Consider the following 16244-nt stretch of genomic DNA (forward strand, 5'->3'; position numbering starts at 1 on the left):
AAAGGCAAAAAACGTCTCTCGGCCAAGCGACTTTCACCTGTGTCATCAGCGCAAAAAAACACCGCTGGGATTGCTGTAACCGGGGTTTTCCCGGTCAACGCGTGGCGAAGTCTGAACACCGGCTGTCTAGGTGAAAGATAAACGCGCCGTTGGCCTTTTTTTCATGTTCGTTTCACATTTTTCCGCTTAACCTGAATCCATTCAGGGGCGCTGGGAGTCAGCCCGGTCATCTAATCGAAACAAAAGCTAACACATTGATATGGCTTTACTTTTACCTTGCATGGTCTTTACTGCAATCAGGCATGGATGACCACACCGACCTCACTTATGGACGCGCTTCAATGACCGAACCAAAAACGCCTTTTTTGAATGCCCCCCGCTGTAGCACAGGCGCTTTTTCTTCTTTCGATTGCTGAAATCCTTTTTCCCCGAGGTCTCAATGAGCCAGGTTTTCCTTCCTTTCTCGCGCCCGAGTATTGGCGATGAAGAGGTCGCCGCGGTCGAGCAGGTTCTACGTTCCGGCTGGATCACCACCGGACCGAAAAACCAGGAGCTCGAGCAGCAATTCGCCGCGCGGGTCGGCTGCCAGCACGCGGTGGCGCTGTCGTCGGCCACCGGCGGCATGCACATCACCCTGCTGGCGCTGGGCATCGGCCCCGGCGACGAGGTGATCACCCCCTCGCAGACCTGGGTTTCCACCGCCAACATGATCTGCCTGCTGGGGGCGACGCCGGTCTTCGTCGATGTCGACCCGCACACCCTGATGACCGACGCCGCCACGGTTGAAGCCGCGATCACCCCACGGACCAAAGCGATCATCCCGGTGCATTACGCCGGTGCCGCCTTCGACCTCGACCCGCTGTACGCCCTGGCCGAAAAACACCGGATCGCGGTGATCGAGGACGCCGCCCACGCCGCCGGCACCACCTATCGCGGCCGGCCCGTCGGCGCCCGGGGCACGGCGATCTTTTCCTTCCATGCGATCAAGAACATGACCTGCGCCGAAGGCGCGATGTTCGTCAGCGATGACGAGGCCCTGGCCAACCGGGTGCGCATGCTCAAGTTCCATGGCCTGGGGGTCGACGCCTATGACCGCCTGACCCACGGGCGCAAGCCCCAGGCCGAGGTGATCGAACCCGGCTTCAAATACAACCTGGCGGATATCAATGCCGCCATCGCCCTGGTGCAGTTGCAGCGCCTGGACGCGATCAATCGCCGGCGCGAAGTCCTGGCCAACGCCTACCTTGAGCAACTGCGCGACCTGCCGGTGCAACCGCTGCAGCTTCCGACGTATCCGCAGCAACATGCCTGGCACCTGTTCATCCTGCGCATCGACGCCGAGCGTTGCGGCATCGATCGCGACGGCTTCATGAAGGCCTTGCAGGAGCAGAACATCGGCAGCGGCATCCACTTCGTCGCCACTCACCTGCACAGCTATTACCGCCAGCGCTTCCCGGATGTGCACTTACCCAACACCGAATGGAACTCGGCACGCCTGTGCTCGATTCCGCTGTTCCCCGACATGAGCCTCGACGATGTCGAGCGGGTCGTCGGCGCCATCAAAACCTGTCTGGACCGAAACCTTTGAAACCTTATCCAATCCAGTTCGTGTCGATCGTCATTCCGGTCTACAACGAAGAACAGAGCCTGCCCGAACTGCTGCGCCGCACTGAAGCGGCCTGCCGCCAGCTCAAGCACGATTTCGAGATCGTCCTGGTCGACGACGGCAGCCGCGACGAATCGGCGCAGATCCTCGAGGACGCCGCCAGCCGCGAAGGCAGCCCGGTGGTGGCGGTGATCCTCAACCGCAACTACGGCCAGCATGCGGCGATCATGGCCGGCTTCGAGCAGTGCCGCGGCGACGTGGTCATCACCCTGGACGCCGACCTGCAGAACCCGCCGGAAGAAATCCCGCGCCTGGTGGCCCAGGCCGAGCTGGGCTACGACGTGGTCGGCACGGTGCGCAACAACCGCCAGGATTCCGCCTGGCGCCGCTGGCCGTCGAAGCTGATCAACCTGGCCGTGCAACGCTCCACCGGCGTGGCCATGAACGACTACGGCTGCATGCTGCGCGCCTACCGCCGCAGCGTGGTCGACGCCATGCTCGCCTGCCGCGAACGCAGCACCTTCATCCCGATCCTGGCCAACAGCTTCGCCCGCCACACCACCGAGGTGCTGGTGAACCACGCCGAGCGTGAACACGGCGATTCCAAGTACAGCCCGATGCGCCTGATCAACCTGATGTTCGACCTGATCACCTGCATGACCACCACGCCGCTGCGCTTGCTGAGCATTATCGGTTTCAGCATGGCCGGCCTCGGCGTGCTGTTCGCCCTGCTGCTGATTTTCCTGCGCCTGGTGTTCGGCGCCGAATGGGCCGGCGACGGTATGTTCGTGCTGTTCGCCATCCTGTTCGTGTTCACCGGTGGCCAGTTCATCGGCATGGGCCTGCTGGGCGAATACCTGGGCCGCATGTACAGCGATGTGCGCGCCCGCCCGCGCTTCTTCATTGAAAAAGTTCTGCGCAGCCAGCCTGCCGCCCCTGCTCCCGCTGTCACGGTCGACGGTCTAACTTCCACTCTCTCCGATCAGGTTTCGCCATGAGTCATAAAGCTGTTGTCTTCGCCTATCACGATATCGGCTGCGCAGGCATCGAAGCCCTGCTCAATGCAGGCTATGAAATCGGCGCGGTCTTCACCCATGCCGACGATCCGCAGGAAAACACCTTCTACGGTTCCGTGGCCCAGTTGTGCTCGCTCAAGGGCATCCCGGTGCATGCCCCGGAAGACGCCAACCACCCGCTGTGGATCGAGCGCATCGCCAAGCTGAAGCCTGACTACATCTTCTCCTTCTACTATCGCAACCTGCTCAGCGAAGCGCTGCTGGCCACCGCCAGCAAGGGCGCGTTCAACCTGCACGGTTCGCTGCTGCCGAGCTACCGTGGCCGCGCGCCGGCCAACTGGGTGCTGGTCAACGGCGAAAGCGAAACCGGCGTGACCCTGCACCGCATGGTCAAGCGCGCCGACGCCGGGGCGATCATTGCCCAGCAGCGGGTGGCCATCGAGCGCAGCGATACCGCGCTGAGCCTGCACGGCAAGCTGCGCGACGCCGCCGCCAGCCTGCTGCGCGACACCCTGCCAGCCCTGGCGCAAGGCAAGGTCAGCGAGACCGCCCAGGACGAATCCAGGGCCAGCTACTTCGGTCGCCGCACCGCGGCCGACGGCAAGCTGCTGTGGAGCAAACCGGCCGAGCAACTGTTCAACCTGGTGCGCGCCGTGACCAAGCCTTACCCGGGCGCGTTCTGCGCCGTGGGCGAGCACAAGCTGATCGTCTGGAGCGCCGAGGTGGTCAAGGGCAATGAAGGCCAGGCCCCGGGCCGGGTGATCAGCACCAATCCACTGCGCATCGCCTGCGGCCAGGACTCGCTGCTGATCAACGCCGGCCAGCGCAACGACAACGGCCTGTATCTGAGCGGCCCGCAACTGGCCAACGAGCTGGGCCTGGTGGACGGCTCGCTGCTGCGCGGCGCCGAATCCGGCCGTGCCCCGCGGCGCACCCGGGTGCTGATCCTCGGCGTCAACGGTTTTATCGGCAACCACTTGTCCGAGCGCCTGCTGCGTGACGACAAGTACGAAGTCTACGGCCTGGATATCGGCTCCGACGCCATCGAGCGCCTGCGCGACCATCCGCATTTCCACTTCGTCGAAGGCGATATCAGCATTCACTCCGAGTGGATCGAATACCACATCAAGAAGTGCGACGTGGTCCTGCCGCTGGTGGCCATCGCCACCCCGATCGAATACACCCGCAACCCGCTGCGCGTGTTCGAACTGGACTTCGAAGAGAACCTCAAGCTGGTCCGCTACTGCGTCAAGTACAACAAGCGCGTGATCTTCCCGTCGACCTCCGAGGTCTACGGCATGTGCCAGGACCAGAACTTCGACGAAGACACTTCCAACCTGATCGTCGGCCCGATCAACAAGCAGCGCTGGATCTACTCGGTGTCCAAGCAGTTGCTGGACCGGGTGATCTGGGCCTACGGCAGCAAGGGCCTGAACTTCACCCTGTTCCGTCCGTTCAACTGGATGGGCCCGCGCCTGGACCGCCTGGACTCGGCGCGCATCGGCAGCTCCCGGGCCATCACCCAACTGATCCTCAACCTGGTGGAAGGCACGCCGATCCGCCTGTTCGATGGCGGCGAGCAGAAACGCTGCTTCACCGACATTGCCGACGGCATCGAGGCCCTGGCGCGCATCGTCGACAACGAAAACGATGTGTGCAACGGCCAGATCATCAACATCGGCAACCCGGACAACGAAGCCAGCATCCGCCAGTTGGGCGAGGAGCTGCTGCGTCAGTTCGAAGCCCACCCGCTGCGTGGCAACTTCCCGCCGTTCGCCGGTTTCCGCGACGTCGAGAGCAAGTCGTTCTACGGCGCCGGCTACCAGGACGTGGAACACCGCAAACCGAGCATCGCCAACGCCAAGCGCCTGTTGAACTGGGAACCGACCGTCGAGATGAAGCAAACCATCGGCAACACGCTGGACTTCTTCCTGCGCGAAGCCATGCTCGAAATCGCGGAGTCCTCTAAAGAAGAAGCATGCTGATGCAGGCAGGTCTGCGAATCGATGTCGACACCTATCGCGGCACCCGTGAGGGGGTGCCGCGGTTGCTGGAACTGCTCGACGAGGCCGGGATCAAGGCCACCTTCTTCTTCAGCGTCGGCCCGGACAACATGGGGCGCCACCTGTGGCGCCTGATCCGTCCGCAATTTCTGTGGAAGATGCTGCGCTCCAACGCCGCCGGCCTGTATGGCTGGGACATCCTGCTGGCGGGCACCGCCTGGCCGGGCAAACCGATTGGCCGCGACCTCGGACACCTGATGCGTCAGGCCCGGGACGCCGGTCATGAAGTCGGCCTGCACGCCTGGGATCACCACGGCTGGCAGGCCAATGCCGGGCGCTGGAACCAGGCGCAGCTGATCGAGCAGATCCGCCAGGGCGTCGACACCCTCAATGACATTCTCGGCCAGCGCATCGACTGTTCGGCGGCCGCCGGCTGGCGCGCCGACGAGGCGGTGATCGCAGCCAAGCAGGGCTTCGGCTTTCGCTACAACAGCGACTGCCGCGGCACCTCGATCTTCCAGCCACGGCTGGCGGATGGAGGCCTGGGCGCCCCGCAGATTCCGGTCGACCTGCCGACCTTCGACGAGGTGGTCGGGCCGACCGTCGTGGCCCACGACTTCAACACATTCATCCTGGACCGGTTCAGCCCTGAGAGGCTCAACGTCTACACCATTCACGCCGAAGTCGAAGGGATTCTGATGGCCAACGATTTTCGTCAGCTACTGGCGCAAGCCCGCCAGCGCGACATTCATTTCAATACCCTGGGCAACCTATTGCCCACGTCCTTGCAGAGCCTGCCCCAGGGGCAGGTCATTCGTGGCGCCCTCGAAGGCCGCGAAGGCTGGCTGGGGGTGCAAGGCGCATGACCAGACGCTGGGCCCTGCCTCTTCTACTGCTTGCCTTCGGCCTGTTCTACCTGCTGCCAATGGCCACCCACGGTTTGTGGATTCCCGATGAAACCCGCTATGCGCAGATCAGCCAGGAAATGCTCCTGACCGGCCACTGGGCATCGCCGCATTTCATGGGCATCCGTTATTTCGAGAAGCCGGCCGCCGGCTACTGGATGATCGCCCTCGGCCAGGCGGTGTTCGGCCAGAACCTGTTCGGCGTGCGCGTGGCTTCGGCCCTGAGCATGGGCCTCAGCGTGCTGCTCACCTACCTGCTGGCCAGGCGGCTGTGGAACGACCCGCGCAAGAGTCTGGTCTGCGCCCTGCTGTACATGAGCTTCTGCGTGGTGGTCGGCGCCGGTGGTTATGCCAACCTCGACCCGCAGTTCACCTTCTGGGTCAACCTGAGCCTGGTGGCCCTGTGGTTCGCCCTGGACAACCAGACGCTGCGCGGCCGCCTGCTGGCCTGGGCCGGCCTGGGCTTCGCCTGTGGCATGGGCTTCATGACCAAGGGTTTCCTCGCCTGGCTGCTGCCGGTGCTGATCGCCCTGCCCTACATGGCCTGGCAGAAACGCCTGCGCGAGCTGTTCATCTACGGCGGCGTAGCGGTGCTGGTGGCGATTGTCGTCAGCCTGCCGTGGGCCCTGGCGGTGCATGCCCAGGAAGCGGACTACTGGCGCTTCTTTTTCTGGCATGAACACATCCGTCGTTTTGCCGGGGAAGACGCCCAACACGCTTCGCCATGGTGGTACTACCTGCCGCTGCTGGTGGCGTTCAGCATGCCCTGGGTCCTGGTGCTTCCGGGCGCCTTGAAGCAGGCCTGGCAGGCCCGGCGCCAGGCGAGCATCGGTTTCCTGCTGCTGTGGCTGATCCTGCCGCTGGCGTTCTTCAGCCTGAGCAAGGGCAAGCTGCCGGCCTATATCCTGCCGTGCCTGCTGCCGCTGGCGCTGCTGATGGGCAATAGCCTGAGCGACCGGCTGCACGCCGGGCAGACCCGGATCATCCGCCTCAACGCGGTGCTCAACCTGGTGCTGGGCCTGTTGCTGCTGTTGGCGCTGGTGTACTTCCAGCTGAAGAAGCCGCTGTACAGCAACGAGCCCGGGCATCTGGTGCTGGTGTTCCTGGCCCTGCTTGGCTGGAACATGAGCAACCTGCTGCCGGCCTTCCGCCCGCTGCGCCTGTGGGCCGCGCCGGCCCTTGGCAGCTGGCTGTTCATCGCCCTGCTGCCCGCCGGCCTGCCGAACTCGGTGGTCTACAACAAGATGCCGGATCAATTCATCATCGATCACGCCGAGGAACTCGCCCGGAGCCACACCCTGGTGAGCAACGACCTGGGCGCCGCCTCGGCCCTGGCCTGGCGCCTCAAGCGCCCGGATATCGCCTTGTACAACACGACAGGCGAAGTGAAATATGGCCTGGCCTATCCTGACACCCAGCATCGTTACATCGACCTGCGCAAGGTCGGCGAATGGATGCCTGCGGCCCGCAAGCTGGGCCAGGTGGCCGTGGTGATGCGTATCAATGGCGACGAACACTACGAAATCGATCTGTTGCCGCAGGATTTCAAACGTTATGACCAGGGCAATCTCGTGATCCTGATCTTCCCTCAGAGCCAACCATGAGCCTGTTGCTGCTGCTCGTCGCCTGCCTGCTGACCTGCCTGGGCCAGATCGCCCAGAAGTTCGCCGTGGAAAGCTGGCGCGGCCAGCCTTCGGGCGCGCTCGACAAACTGCGCTCGCCCTGGCTGTGGCTGGCCCTGGCCAGCCTTGGCCTGGGCTTGCTGGTGTGGCTGCTGGTGCTGCAACGGGTCGAGGTCGGCATTGCCTACCCGATGCTCAGCCTGAACTTCGTGCTGATCACCCTGATCGCCCGCTTCGTCTTCCATGAAGCCATCGACCGCCGCCACTGGCTGGGCGTGGCGCTGGTGCTCGCTGGCGTACTGCTGTTGAGTCGCCACGCATGAGCCGGGCTCTGGGTTTCACCTTCGCCATGGGAAGCGTGCTGCTGGTCAGCGCCGCGCAGTTGGGCATGCGCTGGAGCATGACCCGCCTGCCGGCGCCGGCGGACTGGCTGGCGGCGCTGTCCAGTGGCCAGGTCGACCTGCTGGCGCTGGGCGTGGTGCTGGCGGCAATCCTCGCCTATGTCCTGTCGATGCTCTGCTGGCTGGCGGCGCTGCGCGACCTGCCGCTGGGCCGGGCCTATTCCCTGCTGAGCATCAGCTACGCCCTGGTCTACTTGCTGGCCGCCGCGCTGCCGCTGTTCAACGAGCCGTTCAGTCTCTCGAAAACCCTGGGGGTGGCCCTGGTCATCCTCGGCGTCATTACCATCAACTCACGACCTGCTCCCGCGACAAGTCCCAGGAATACCCCATGAAAATCAGCGTATTTGGAAGTGGTTACGTCGGCCTCGTACAGGCCGCCGTGCTGGCCGAAGTCGGCCACGATGTCATCTGCATGGACATTGACGAGCACAAGGTCCAGCAGCTGCAACAGGGGCACGTCAGTATCTTCGAGCCCGGGCTGTCGAGCCTGGTGCGCGACAACCTGGAAAGCAAACGCCTGAGCTTCACCAGCGACGAAAAGCTCGCGGTGCAACATGGCCAGGTGCTGTTTATCGCGGTCGGCACGCCGTCCAGCGAGGATGGCTCGGCCGACCTGCGTTATGTGCTGTCGGTGGGCGACGCCGTGGCCCGGCACCGTGAGCAGCCGGTGATCCTGGTGGAGAAATCCACGGTGCCGGTGGGTACCGGCGACACCTTGAAAGCCCATATCGAAAAAGCCCTGGACGGGCGCGCCCTGCAGTTCGATATCGTCTCCAACCCGGAATTCCTCAAGGAAGGCTCGGCGGTTTCCGACTGCCGCCGTCCGGACCGGATCATCGTCGGTTGCGAGCGCGAAGAAGTCCGCGACGTGATGCGCGACCTGTACTCACCGTTCAACCGCAACCATGACCGCATCATGTTCATGGACCTGCGCAGCGCCGAGCTGACCAAGTACGCCGCCAACTGCATGCTGGCGACCAAGATCAGCTTCATCAACCAGATCGCCGAGCTGGCCGAACACCTGGGGGCCGATATCGAATCGGTGCGCCTGGGGATCGGCGCCGACTCGCGCATCGGCTACCACTTCATCTATCCGGGCTGCGGTTATGGCGGCTCGTGCTTCCCCAAGGACATGCGCGCGCTGATCCACAGCGCCGAGCAGGCCCATTGCTCCAGCGACCTTTTGCAAGCGGTGGAAGCCATCAACGAACGGCAGAAACACAAGCTGTTCGAGCGCATCAACGCCTTCTACCAGGGCGACCTGAAAGGCAAGACCTTCGCCCTCTGGGGCCTGGCCTTCAAACCCAACACCGACGACATGCGCGATGCCCCCAGCCGGGTGCTGCTGGAGTCGCTGTGGGCCGCCGGCGCCAATGTGCGCGCCTTCGACCCGGAAGCCATGCAGGAAACCCAACGCCTGTACCCCGACGAGCCGAAGCTGATGCTGATGGGCACCCCGGAATCGGTGCTCAACGACGCCGACGCGCTGATCATCTGCACCGAGTGGCAGCAGTTCAAGGCGCCGGACTTCCAGCTGCTGCAACAGCGCCTCAAGGCCCCGGTGATCTTCGACGGGCGCAACCTGTACGACGCCGAGCGCCTGGCCCGTGGCGGCTTCACCTACTTCCCGATCGGTCGCGGCGAGTCGCGCCAGCTGCCGATTCCTCACCGGCAATGGGCCGACGCCAGGGCCAAGGCCTGAATGCCCAGGGTCGGCAGCACGCCTTCCAGCACCCTGCATTGGCAAGCCTGGGGGCTGGGGCTGCTGGCCCTGCTGCTGTTCTGTGCCGGCGCCGGGCAAGTGACGGTGATCGGCTTCGATTCGCGCTTCGTGCTGTTCGCCAAGGAAATGCTGCGCCATGGACCGGGCTTCTTTCCCACCACCTACGGCCAACCCTACGCTGACTACTCCAGCGCCTCGACCCTGCTGATCGACCTGTTCGCCCTGGCCTCGGGCCGGGTCACGACCCTCGCGGCCTGGCTGCCCACGGCCATTGCCGGGGCGCTGATCGTCAACCTCATGTACCGCCTGCTGGCGCCCAGTTCAAAAACCTGGGCCTTGACCAGCATCGCCCTGCTGTTGCTCAGCAGCACCTTCATCAGCGAAACCCGCGCCGTCTCCCTCGACCTGATGCTCGCGGCCATCGCCCTGGCGGTGTTCTACCTGGGGTATGCCCACGATCATTTCGCCGCGCCGCGACGCCTGTGGCTGATCCTCGCGTTGCTGGTCGCGGGGTTCGCCATTCGCGGGCCGATCGGCCTGGTGATTCCCTGCGGCATGCTGTGCAGCTATTACCTGCTCGAAGGCCAGTGGCGGCGGATGTTCATCTTCGGTGGCTGCGCCCTGCTCCTGCTGCTGGCGTGCGTGGCGCTGTTGCTGGGGCTGGCCCGACTGAGCGGCGGCCCGGCCTTTGTCCAGGAGGTGATCCGCATGCAGTTCACCGGGCGCATGGATGGCAGCGAAGGCAGCAGCGGCCCGTTCTATTACTTCAGCAGCTCCCTGGGCAACTATGCCCTGGCCTACCCGCTGGCGATCCTGACCTGGCTGGCAGTGTGGCTCGGCCCCCGTGAACAGCAGGACCGCGCGCGCAGGCTGCTGGTGCTGTGCAGCGCCGCGGCCCTGCTGGTGTTGATCGGCCTGTCGATTCCCCAGGCGAAAAAAGCCCGCTACCTGCTACCGATGTTGCCCATGCTGGCGATCGTCGCGGCTTATCCCTTCCACGATATCCAGGGTCGCGGCCTGGCCTGGCTGCGTCGGGGTATCCAGGGCCTGTGGCTGTTGACACCCGGATTGCTGATAGCGGCGTTGCTGGTGGCGCAGCGGCGCTTTGCCGAACCCTTGTCCGGCTTGACCCCTCTGCTGGTGTTGCTCGGCGTTTTTCAACTGGCGGCGCTGGGCCTGTTGCGCATGCCGCGCTGGCGGATTGGCGGCCTGGCCCTGGGCGCCGTGCTGGCCGTCTGGAGTGCCTATATCCTTGGGTTCGAGCCGCTGGCCCGCCAGCTCTACGACACCCGCACCTTCACCCTGGCCGCCTGGACGCTGATCGAGCAGAACCCGGCCCCGGTGGTGCTGCACCATATGGGCAAGGATGCCAAGGCCATCAAGTTCATGGTCCACCTCGACCAGGACCTGCAGCCACTGTTCACCGAACGCCCCGAGGCCCTTGCCGCCATCCCCGGCCCAGCCTGGGTGATCATGGATCAAAGTGACCTGGCGACGCTCAAGGCCACGCCCCTGGCGCGGCTGGTACCGGTGCTCAGCGGGCGCTTCGACAAGAACGACTTCGTCATGCTGCAACTGCCGGCCACCGAGGCCGATGCCCTTCTGCTCCCCGCCATCGAACGCAGCGCCGCCGCGCTGTTTCGCCGCGCCCCCGAACTGGCCTGGCTGGCCGACGCCGAGGTGCCCGATGCTATGCATCACCTGGCTCATATCCGCCAGCAGCGGGTGTGGGTCGCCGTGCTCGATCGAGAGGTGTGCGCCTTCCTCGACGCCGAAGCCTGCGCCGATGCGCTGCATATCTGGGAAATCTCGGTCGCCAGCAGCGCCCAGGGACGCGGCATTGGCCGCCACCTGCTGGAGACGGTGCGCGAACAGGCGCGCCAGCAGGGTTTCGCCGCCCTGACCCTGAGCACCTTTCGCCAATTGCCGTGGAATGAACCCTTCTACCAGCGCTGTGGTTTCGTCACCCTGGACGCCGACCAACTGGGGCCGCGCCTGCAACAGGTGCTGGCCGAGGAAGTTCGCCACGGCCTGCCAGCGGCCCGGCGCTGCGCCATGCGCCTGACATTGCCTGCGAAACCAAGCCCATCGTAGGAGCGAAGCTTGCTCGCGGTGGCGGTCTGGCTGGCCATATCGATGTTGAATGTGCCGGCTTTATCGCGGGCACGCTTCGTTCCTATAGAGGGGTGTTCGGGGGTGTTTCCAGGCATCTAAGGCTGCCACTCCGCGTTATTTAAAGTGGCTTGCGGGCGGGACCGCCAATGGCATGTCTTGTACTCACCGGTTACTTCATGCGGATAACCGCGCGGGAATCTAAAAGACAGTAGTCCTGGGTTGAAAATGCCATTACGCAGGATATATCGGCCACCCGCTGCAGGCGCCTCGCCTGATTGACCGCTGTACTTTCCACAGCGACTTCAGCAACAGCCCCTTAATCCCCGACAAGCCCGCTCCGAGAACTTGGGTAGTGTCAGCCATTACTCTTGAGATCCACTCCCAGCGCCTGGGCGAAGGCCTTCACCAAAGGGCTGCGTACCGTGTTGTGCCGCAGGATCAGGCTGAAAGGCGTGCTGTAGTGCACCCGGTCTGGAAGCAGCGCGCGCATTTCACCGCGCTCCACCAGCGCCGCGGCATAGTGCCGGGGCAGAAACCCGAGGAAACGCCCGGTCTTGATCAGTATGGCCACGGCCTCCACCTGGGAGGCCGCCGCCGAAAAGCTGTCGTACGCGGCGAAGTGGCTCTTCTCCTGATGGATCGCGTAGCGGTGGTTGATGAACTCATGCTGCTTGAGCGTCTCGGCGTCGATTGCGCTATCGGCCACGCTGAACAACGGATGCCCTTCGGCGCAATAAGCCGCGGACTCTTCGTCATATAATTTGAAGTAGTCGAACTCTTCACGTTTTTGATAAACCGGCACTATTCCGGCAACTAAGCGTCCTTCCACCACCCCCCGTTCAACTTCATCCAGCTGTGAAGCATACAGCCTGAACCTTACTTTCGGAGATTCAATATTGATGCGCCGCAAGGCAGCAACTAGCGGAGAATTAACATCAGTAATCGTGTTATCAATCACCCCCACTCCAAGATCGCCGATTATTTCATTCTGCGCGCAACTAAGCCGATCACGAAAGTTGTCCACCGAGGCAAACAGATCAATCGAGGCCTGGTACACCAGGCTGCCTTCCTCGGTCAGGCAAAAGCCCTCCCGGCCCCGGGTGCACAGGCGCATGCCGATGCGGATCTCGAGGTCGGAGATCTGCTTGCTGATAGCCGCAAGGCCCACGTTCAGCTCGTTTTGCGCAGCGCTGAAGCCGCCCGCCTCGACCACCGCCTTGAACACCTTGAGCAGTTTGAAGTCCAGTCCGCTGAGTGCCAGCGGTGCTCTGTGGGCGGTTTTAATCGGTGGGTTTCCAGAATTGGAAAGTGGGGTTTCCATAATGCTTATTGACCTCGGGCGGCATATTCAACAGGCTTTGCTGCACAACAAAAACACAGCCGACAAATAATAATGAACACAGAAAACAAGGCTTGGCAACCATCAAAGTATTCCCTGGACCCGCTGCAACTCGCTGATTCAATGCAATTAAAAACTGACACTTCGATCAGTTCTCGCCACTTGCTACTGCCCTCTTGAAACCTGCCTGACCCGAAGACTTTCCGATGCCCTTTCGCGGGTTGTCAGAGTGTCCTTCCGGTCGGCTGTACCGAATTCAATTCGCGTTATCGACGAGGAAAAAACAATGAACCAGCCTACCGATCGCCTCTGGGGCGCCCGTTTCAAAAGCGGCCCGTCCGAGGCCCTGGCCGCCCTGTCGCGTTGCCCCGAGCGCTACTTCCGCCTGACCCCTTACGACCTCGCCGGCTCCAAGGCCCATGCCCGGGAACTGCAACGCGCCGGCCTGCTGGACGAGCAGGAAACCCGCACCATGCTCGAGGCCCTGGAACGCATTGGCGAAGACTTCCGCGCCGGCCGGGTGAGCCCGACCCTGGACGACGAAGACGTACACACCTTCATCGAGCGCCTGCTCACCGAGCGTCTCGGCGCCCTCGGCGGCAAGCTGCGCGCCGGCCGCTCGCGCAACGACCAGACCGCCAACGACCTGCGCCTGTTCCTGCGCGACCATGTCCGCACCCTGGCGGTGCAGGTGCTGGACCTGCAACAGGCGCTGGTGGAACAGGCCGAACAGCATGTGGACAGCATCTGCCCGGGCTTCACCCACCTGCAGCAGGCCCAACCGATCGTCTTCGCCCATCACCTGCTGGCCCACGCCCAGTCGATGCTGCGCGACGTGCAGCGGCTGGTGGACTGGGATGCCCGCACCGCCCTGTCGCCATTGGGCGCAGCGGCCATGGCCGGCTCGGCCATCGCCCGCCAGCCGCAGCAGTCGGCGAGGGAAATGGGTTACGCCGGCGTCTGTGAGAACTCCATCGACGCGGTGGCCAGCCGTGACCACGTGGCCGAGTTCCTGTTCGTCGCCAGCATGCTCGGGATCAACATCTCGCGCCTGGCCGAAGAGTTCTGCCTGTGGTCGTCGCGGCAGTTCCGCTGGGTGGCCCTGGACGACGCCTACGCCACCGGCAGCTCGATCATGCCGCAGAAGAAAAACCCCGATATCGCCGAGCTGGCGCGGGGCAAGGCCGGCCGGCTGATCGGCAACCTCACCGGGCTGCTGTCGACCCTCAAGTCGTTGCCGCTGTCCTACAACCGCGACCTGAGCGAAGACAAGAACGGCGTGCTCGACAGCGTCGACACCCTGCTGCTGGTACTGCCGGCCATGGCCGGGATGGTCGCGACCATGACCGTCAACGTCGAGGAACTGCGGCGCCAGGCGCCACTGGGTTTCACCCTGGCCACCGAAGTCGCCGACTGGCTGGCGGTGCGCGGGGTGCCATTCAAGGAAGCCCACGAAATCACCGGCGCGCTGGTCCAGGCCTGCGAAAAACACGACCTCGAACTCTGGGAAGCGTCCCCGGCCCTGCTGGCCGAGATCGATGCGCGCCTGACCCCGCAGGTGCGCGACAGCCTGACCCTGGAAGCCGCCATCGCCGCCCGCAGCGGTTGGGGCGGCACCGCGCCGGAACAGGTACGCACGCAGATCGCCCGACTGAAAACCGCCCTGGCGGCGCAGCGGCAATGGGCCGCGCAGTACGACGGTTTCCGTCTCTGAAACCTTGAACGCAGTCCCGCGGGAGCGAGCCGGCGTCGATGCCGCCCGCTCGCTCCGCCGGGATGATGACCGACAGACCGCAGGCGCCATCCGCCTGCGTTGGGAGAAACACCATGAGCCAGACCCAGGCAGAGCGCCTCCTCGCCGAGCGCAAACAAGCCGAAAACCAGTTCGACATCACCCAGTACGAACATGTGCCGCGGCGCTACTACGGGCGGATCTTCTTCGCCACGGTGATCGTCATCGCCCTCGTCGGCCTGGTCCGGGCCTTCGCCGAAGGCAAGATCGAATGGTCGTACATCGGCCAGTTCCTCACGTCCCGGGCGATCCTGTTCGGCCTGCTCAACACCCTGGTCATGGCGATCCTGGCCATGGCCCTGGGCATCGTGTTCGGGGTCATCACCGCGATCATGCGCATGTCGGCCAACCCGATCCTGCGCTACGTGGCCGTGACCTACACCTGGCTGTTCCGCGGTACGCCGCTGATCCTGCAGCTGCTGCTGTGGTTCAACCTGGCGCTGATCTTCCCCACCATCGGCATTCCCGGGGTGTTCGAGCTGGACACCGTGAGCCTGATGACGCCGTTCGTGGCCGCCCTGCTCGGCCTGAGCATCAACCAGGGCGCCTACACCGCCGAAGTGGTGCGCGCCGGCCTGCTGTCGGTGGACACCGGCCAGTACGAGGCCGCCAAGTCGATCGGCATGCCTCGCCTGCAGGCCCTGCGCCGGATCATCCTGCCCCAGGCCATGCGCATCATCATCCCGCCGGTGGGCAACGAGTTCATCGGCATGGTCAAGATGACCTCCCTGGCCAGCGTGATCCAGTACTCGGAACTGCTCTACAACGCCCAGAACATCTACTACGCCAACGCCCGGGTGATGGAGCTGCTGATCGTCGCCGGCATCTGGTACCTGGCCGCCGTCACTGTCCTGTCCTTTGGTCAAAGCCGCCTGGAACGCCGTTTCGCCCGTGGCGCCGGCAAGCGCTCGTAAGCAGCCCTGGAGAATCCGATCATGAGAAACATCGTCAAGGCTGTGGGCCTGAACAAGTACTACGACAACTACCACGCCCTCAAGGACGTCAACATCGAGGTCGAGCAAGGCGAAGTGCTGTGCATCATCGGCCCGTCCGGCTCGGGCAAGAGCACCCTGCTGCGCTGCGTCAACCAGCTGGAGAAGATCGACAAGGGCGGCCTGTGGGTCGACGGCGAGCTGGTGGGTTACCGCATCGTCGGCAACAAGCTGCACGAGCTCAACGAATCGCAGATCGCCCGCCAGCGCCTGGCCACCGGCATGGTGTTCCAGCGCTTCAACCTGTTCCCGCACATGACCGTGCTGCAAAACATCGTCGAAGGCCCGTGCCAGGTGCTCAAGCGCTCGCCCAAGGAATCCCACGAGGAAGCCCTGGAACTGCTGGCCCGGGTGGGCCTGGCCGACAAGCGCAACAGCTACCCGATCGAGCTGTCCGGCGGCCAGCAGCAGCGGGTGGCGATCGCCCGCGCCCTGGCCATGCGGCCCAAGCTGATGCTGTTCGATGAACCCACTTCGGCACTCGACCCGGAACTGGTCGGTGAGGTGCTGTCGGTGATGCGCGACCTGGCGCAGACCGGCATGACCATGATCGTCGTCACCCATGAACTGGGCTTCGCCCGGGAGGTTTCCAACCGCATGGTGTTCATGGACGGCGGCCAGATCGTGGAGGCTGGAAGCCCCGAAGAAATACTAATAAGCCCACAAAACCCGCGCACCCAAAGCTTCATTTCTGCCGTTCGAACCTAGGCCCGAGCTCGCAAACCCGGAG

At 63.9% G+C, this 16244-nt stretch carries 13 protein-coding genes and 1 pseudogene; 13 read left to right on the plus strand and 1 reads right to left on the minus strand.

Annotated features, from left to right (window positions below; translation table 11 throughout):
* The first annotated feature begins 439 nt into the window (after window positions 1-439).
* The 10 genes and pseudogenes from arnB (at window position 440) to DK261_RS33705 (ending at window position 11370) form a co-directional block, all read left to right on the plus strand.
* Window positions 440-1588, plus strand: a complete 1149-nt coding sequence (gene arnB / locus DK261_RS28855; RefSeq protein ID WP_110177185.1) for a UDP-4-amino-4-deoxy-L-arabinose aminotransferase — start codon at window positions 440-442, stop codon at window positions 1586-1588.
* Window positions 1585-2604: an undecaprenyl-phosphate 4-deoxy-4-formamido-L-arabinose transferase gene (gene arnC, locus DK261_RS28860; protein WP_009048977.1), complete on the plus strand. Its 1020-nt coding sequence runs from the start codon at window positions 1585-1587 to the stop codon at window positions 2602-2604. Before arnB ends, arnC begins: the two co-directional genes overlap by 4 nt.
* A complete protein-coding gene (arnA, locus tag DK261_RS28865; RefSeq protein WP_038632326.1) occupies window positions 2601-4607 on the plus strand; it encodes a bifunctional UDP-4-amino-4-deoxy-L-arabinose formyltransferase/UDP-glucuronic acid oxidase ArnA in 2007 nt (668 codons plus the stop codon). Before arnC ends, arnA begins: the two co-directional genes overlap by 4 nt.
* On the plus strand, window positions 4607-5491 hold the full coding sequence (gene arnD, locus DK261_RS28870; protein WP_009048975.1) for a 4-deoxy-4-formamido-L-arabinose-phosphoundecaprenol deformylase: 885 nt from the start codon (window positions 4607-4609) through the stop codon (window positions 5489-5491). Before arnA ends, arnD begins: the two co-directional genes overlap by 1 nt.
* Window positions 5488-7134, plus strand: a complete 1647-nt coding sequence (arnT, locus tag DK261_RS28875; RefSeq protein WP_009048974.1) for a lipid IV(A) 4-amino-4-deoxy-L-arabinosyltransferase — start codon at window positions 5488-5490, stop codon at window positions 7132-7134. Before arnD ends, arnT begins: the two co-directional genes overlap by 4 nt.
* Entirely contained in the window at window positions 7131-7475 is a 345-nt protein-coding gene (gene arnE, locus DK261_RS28880) for a 4-amino-4-deoxy-L-arabinose-phosphoundecaprenol flippase subunit ArnE (RefSeq protein ID WP_016702924.1), read from the plus strand. Before arnT ends, arnE begins: the two co-directional genes overlap by 4 nt.
* The gene (gene arnF, locus DK261_RS28885) at window positions 7472-7885 is read left to right on the plus strand and encodes a 4-amino-4-deoxy-L-arabinose-phosphoundecaprenol flippase subunit ArnF (RefSeq protein WP_041983903.1); all 414 of its coding nucleotides are present in this window, start codon (window positions 7472-7474) and stop codon (window positions 7883-7885) included. The genes arnE and arnF overlap by 4 nt, the downstream gene beginning before the upstream one ends.
* Window positions 7882-9255, plus strand: a complete 1374-nt coding sequence (locus DK261_RS28890) for a UDP-glucose/GDP-mannose dehydrogenase family protein (protein ID WP_028683931.1) — start codon at window positions 7882-7884, stop codon at window positions 9253-9255. The genes arnF and DK261_RS28890 overlap by 4 nt, the downstream gene beginning before the upstream one ends.
* Window positions 9256-10863: pseudogene (locus DK261_RS28895) on the plus strand (ArnT family glycosyltransferase); the annotation flags it as partial. It lies immediately after the preceding gene.
* Between the two features lie 105 nt (window positions 10864-10968).
* Window positions 10969-11370 carry a GNAT family N-acetyltransferase gene (locus DK261_RS33705; RefSeq protein ID WP_256597622.1) on the plus strand — a complete coding sequence of 134 codons (402 nt, stop codon included), beginning with the start codon at window positions 10969-10971 and terminating at the stop codon, window positions 11368-11370.
* Window positions 11371-11746: 376 nt separating this feature from the next.
* Here DK261_RS33705 and DK261_RS28900 read toward each other — a convergent pair whose 3' ends face one another.
* Entirely contained in the window at window positions 11747-12712 is a 966-nt protein-coding gene (locus tag DK261_RS28900) for a LysR family transcriptional regulator (protein WP_016702918.1), read from the minus strand.
* A gap of 304 nt (window positions 12713-13016) precedes the next feature.
* On the opposite strand from DK261_RS28900, the gene argH reads away from it, so the two are divergent.
* The 3 genes from argH to DK261_RS28915 all read left to right on the plus strand — a co-directional run bounded on the left by argH (window position 13017) and on the right by DK261_RS28915 (window position 16222).
* Window positions 13017-14444: an argininosuccinate lyase gene (gene argH, locus DK261_RS28905; RefSeq protein WP_110177187.1), complete on the plus strand. Its 1428-nt coding sequence runs from the start codon at window positions 13017-13019 to the stop codon at window positions 14442-14444.
* Between the two features lie 113 nt (window positions 14445-14557).
* Complete coding sequence (locus tag DK261_RS28910; protein ID WP_009048966.1) at window positions 14558-15436, plus strand: amino acid ABC transporter permease; 879 nt, start codon at window positions 14558-14560, stop codon at window positions 15434-15436.
* Between the two features lie 21 nt (window positions 15437-15457).
* Window positions 15458-16222, plus strand: coding sequence for an amino acid ABC transporter ATP-binding protein (locus DK261_RS28915; protein WP_009043823.1), 765 nt, complete (start codon window positions 15458-15460; stop codon window positions 16220-16222).
* Window positions 16223-16244 lie beyond the last annotated feature (22 nt).

Source organism: Pseudomonas sp. RW409, assembly GCF_003184125.1.
Lineage (GTDB): Bacteria > Pseudomonadota > Gammaproteobacteria > Pseudomonadales > Pseudomonadaceae > Aquipseudomonas > Aquipseudomonas chlororaphis_I.